Annotated in this window: 1 protein-coding gene and 1 pseudogene; both read left to right on the forward strand. The window is 78.7% G+C overall.

Annotated elements, in window-relative coordinates; all coding sequences use genetic code 11:
• A partial coding sequence (locus ACFU6K_RS33740) for a lantibiotic dehydratase (protein ID WP_380669593.1) occupies nt 1-2,457 on the forward strand: 2,457 nt, incomplete at its 5' end.
• Nucleotides 2,450-3,694: pseudogene (locus tag ACFU6K_RS33745) on the forward strand (hypothetical protein); the annotation flags it as partial. The gene ACFU6K_RS33740 and the pseudogene ACFU6K_RS33745, both read left to right, overlap by 8 nt.

A 3,694-nucleotide genomic window follows, 5' to 3' on the forward strand; every position in this document is an offset into this window, starting at 1 on the left:
GACCTGTACGCCAGCCGGGCCGGGCACGACGAGGGGTTCCACCGCCGCGTCGTGCTGCCGCTCCGCCGCGACCTGCACAACGGGCGCCCGCCGCGGGCGGCGCTGCTCGACCGGCTCGGCGACCTGCCGCGCCGGGTCCCCCGCCTCGCCGAGTGGCTGGAGCTGCGACGGCTGCGGGCCCGGCTGCTGTCCGCGCTCGCCGATGCCGTCCCGCCCGCCCTGGCCGCCGAACGGGCCTCCCTGGCGGGCATCTGCCGGGAGCCGGCCTTCACCCGGGCCGTCGCGCTCACCAGCGCCGACCTGCTGCGCGCGGTGGCCAACACGGCGGGCGCGACCGGGGAGCCGCGCGGCCGGGCCCGCAAGGAGGAGGCGGCCGTCCTGCGGCACGCGCTGCGGGCCACCGCCAAGACCAGCCCGCTGTCCTGGTTCACCGCCGTCGGCTGGGCCTCCGACGTGACGGCGGAGGACGCGGAGGCAGAGGAGGCGGCGAACGGCCCGCGCGCGGTCGTCCGGGAGAACCGCGCGCTGGTCGCCGCGCTCGTCCAGGCCCTGCTCGACGACCCCCGCCGCTGCCGTACGCTGCCGCACCGGATGACCAGCGCCGCCCGGGTCGCCGACGGCCGGGCCCGCTACGCCCGCGCCGAGACGCTGTTCGCGGGCGGGCGCTACCTCGTCACCCGCGAGGAGGAGGTCGAACTCGCCGCTCGGCCCGAACTGGCCCTGCTCGCCTCGCTCGCGGCCACCCCGGACCGGCCGGACCGGCTCGCCGCCCGGCTCGCCGAGGCCCTCGGGCGCCCCGGCGACGACCCGGCCGCGCACCGCTTCGTGGGCCGGCTGGTGACGGCCCGGCTGCTGGTGCCCACCGAGCCGGTCGACCCGCAGGACCGGCGGCCGCTCCGGAGCCTGGCCGACTGGCTGCGGCAGTGGCCGGAGGACGCCGCACTGGCCGACCGGATCGACCAACTCGACCTGACGACACGCTCGTTGGTGACGACCCCGGGCGAGCGCCGCCCCGCCCTGCTGGCCGCCCTCGCCGAGCACTGGCGGCGGCTGCTGGCCGACGCCGGACGGCCGGTGCCGGACGAGGCCGCGCCGCTCAGCGTCCTCGCCGAGGACGTCCACGCGCCGGCCCCGCCGCGACCCCGACTGAGCGCGGCCGACCGTACGGCGCTCGGCGAACTGACCGCGCTCGCCGAGCTGTTCGACCACGGCCACCTGATGCGCCGGGCGGCCCGGGACCGCTTCGTCGCCCGCTACGGCGTGGGCGGGGTGTGCGACGCGCCCTGGGACTTCGGCGCCGACGCGGCGGACGCCTGGGCGGACACCGATCTTCCGGACGAACTGGCCCTGCTGCGCCAGGAGTTCGCCCACCTCCCGGAGCTGGACGGCGAACTCGTGCTCCCCGCCGAGCGGGTCCGCGCCCTGGCCGCCCGGCTGCCCCACTGGACGGCGGCCCGGCCGCTCAGCTACTCCTGGTTCCTCCAACGCGACCCCGTGGACGGCCTGGTGTGCGTCAACCACGTCTACGGCGGCTGGGGGCGCTTCACCAGCCGGTTCCTCGACGGCCTGCCCCCGCGGGCCGCCGCCGAGGTCACCCGGCAGCTCCGCTCCGGGCTCGGCGCCGACGCCCGCGCCGCCCAGGTCCGGCCGGTCGGCGGCTTCAACGCCAACCTGCACCCCCGGCTGCTCGCCGACGAGATCGGCCCCGACCGGCGGTGGGCCAGCCTCGCCGAGGCTGACCTCGACCTCGTCCACGACCCGGCCGACGACCAGCTGCGGCTGCGGTTGCGCGGCACCGGCGAGCTGCTCGACGTCCTCTACCTGGGCTTCCTCGCGCCGGTCATGCTGCCCCGGCGGCTCGGCCCGCTGCTCGCCGACCACCCCAACGGGGTCGTCGACTTCCGCCCGATGCTCCCGCGCACCACCCTCGCCGCGCCCGGCGGCAGCGTGCTGCGCACCCCCCGGCTGCGCCACCGGCACGTCGTCCTCGCTCGCCGCCGCTGGCAGCTGCCGGCCGGGGTGCTCGACGCCCTGCGGGCCGAACTCGCCGCCGACCCGGGCCCCGACGGGGTCCCGGCCTCGGCCGTCGCCCGCTGGCGGGCCAGGCTCGGCCTGCCCGAACAGCTCTTCCTCCACCCCGCACCGGCCGCCGCCGACGGCGCGGGCACGCCCGCCGACGCCTTCGTCGCCCACCTGCGCGCCCCCAAGCCGCAGCCCGTCGACCTCGGCAACCCGCTGCACCTGCGGCACCTCGCCAAGTGGCTCGCCCGGCACCCGCGCGGCGCGGTGCTGGAGGAGGCCCTGCCGGCCATCGCGGGGCAGCGGGAGCCGACCCGGGCCGTGGAACTCGTGGTGGAGACCTACCGGCCCGGCCGGGCCGGCGCGGCGGGGGCCGGTGCCCGCGACTCCGTCCGGACCGCCCGTACCGCCCTCGCCGAGGAGGCGCCCGATGAGTGACCCGGCCGACGGCCAGGGGGCCGTGACCGCCTGGGACGTGGTCCTGTACCACTACCGACCCGACAAGGCCCGCGCGCTGCGCGAAGCCGTCCTGCCGCTGGCCCGGCGGGCGGCGGCCGAGGGGCTGGCCGCCCACGTCGAGCGGCACTGGCGGTACGGGCCGCACCTGCGGCTGCGGCTGCGCGGTCCCGAGGCGCGGGTGCCCCGGGCGGCGCAGCGGTCCGCCGAGGCGCTGCGGGCGTGGGCGGCCGCCCACCCCTCCGTCGCCGACCGGTCGGACGAGCAGCTGCTCGCCGAGGCCGCCGCCGCCGGACGGGCGGAGCTGGTCGCGCCGCCGTACGGGCCGCTGGTGCCGGACAACACCGTCGTCGCGGCGCCCGTCGACCGGTCCGCCGAACACGCCCTGCGGTCCCTGATCGGCGCCGAATCCGCCGAGCTGCGCGAGGAGTTGCTGCGGACCGGCCTGCCCGCCCTGGACTCGGCCTGCCACTTCCTCGGCGCGCACGGTGACACACCGCGGGCGCGGGTGCAGCTGGTGGTGACGGCGCTCGCGACGCACGCCACCGCGCACCCGGACGGGCTGGTCGGCGCGCACTACTCGGTGCTCTCGCACCTGGAGGACTTCCTGGTCCACGAGGACCCGGACGGCGGCCTGCGGGCCGGCTTCGAGCGCCACTGGGAGCGCACCGGCCGGGCGGTCACGGCGCTGGTGGGCCGGATCACCGAGGGCGGGGCGCGCGACTGGGAGCGGGACTGGGCGCACTGGTCGGTGACCGCCTGGAGCCTCGCCGAGCGGCGGCTGGCGGCCGGAGCGGACCTCGGCGGCCGCCACGCCGCGTACCGGGAGCGCGCCGAGGCCCTCGGCGACCGGGCCACCGCCGAACGCTGGAACGCCGAACTGCGCACCCGCTACAGCGAGTTCCACCGACTGCTGCACCGCAGCGACCCCGACGGCGCGATGTGGCGCCGCCCGGACTACCTGATCAACCGGACCGGCACCAACGGCCTGTACCGGCTGCTCGCGATCTGCGACGTCCGCCCGCTGGAGCGCTACCTCGCCGCCCACCTGCTGGTGCGCAGCGTGCCCGAGCTGACCGGGCACCGCTGGCAGGCGCTCCTCGGCGCCCCGGAGGCGGCGGGTGCCGGCCGGGCGGGCACGGGCAGGACGGGCGCCGACGGGACGGGCGCCGATGGGACGGGCATGGACGGGACGCGCTTGGAGGGGACGGGCATGGAC

This window comes from Kitasatospora sp. NPDC057512 (assembly GCF_042802135.1).
GTDB lineage: Bacteria > Actinomycetota > Actinomycetes > Streptomycetales > Streptomycetaceae > Kitasatospora.